Here is a 604-nt window from a genome sequence, read left to right on the forward strand (position 1 = left end):
TTTTTCTCAAAGAACCAGAATCGCTCTATAAGAAAGATAAGCTTTCAAGGGAATCATATCAAAAGGTATTAGAGGAAGAAAACAAAATTTCTGGGACTTTTGATAAAATGGGCAAAGCTATTTCGGAGCGTTTACAATTTGCATCGATACAAGATAAAGCTGTAAGTTTAGAAACTTTTGAAAACGTAGAAAATCGTTTTAAATACCTCGAACATCTATTAGATGAAATTCAAAAAAAAGAAAACCTGAAAGATATTGCAGATCTTCAAGCACGTATCGATGGTTCGTTAGCCATGATCCAAAATGAATTTATAAAGATGGAAATGGTAGCGCATTTACGTAATGCTGAGCAATCACTTATCAAAAGGAAAAGACGCGAACTTGATATGAAAATTTTTGACCATGAAAAAAACGGGATGCCTACCATACGATAAAAACAAAAGCCAATGTAGAAGGTTCAGTACTATCCGAACAATTCAAAGAAGCACAGAGATTTTATCAAAGCCAAGATATCGTAATGAAAACATTTAGGTAATGTATAAATGCGAATAACGCGTTTAGCATGTATCTATGTTTCAAGGTGATAAAAAGTTGAAAATTCGTT

1 protein-coding gene is annotated in these 604 nt (G+C 32.8%); it reads left to right on the plus strand.

Annotated elements, in window-relative coordinates; translation table 11 throughout:
* The coding region (locus tag ACFIK3_RS09785; protein WP_375676642.1) for a type IV secretion system protein at positions 1-434 on the plus strand (434 nt) is incomplete at its 5' end.
* Positions 435-604 lie beyond the last annotated feature (170 nt).

Origin of the sequence: Bartonella sp. CB10SXKL (assembly GCF_042195515.1) — a bacterium.
GTDB lineage: Bacteria > Pseudomonadota > Alphaproteobacteria > Rhizobiales > Rhizobiaceae > Bartonella.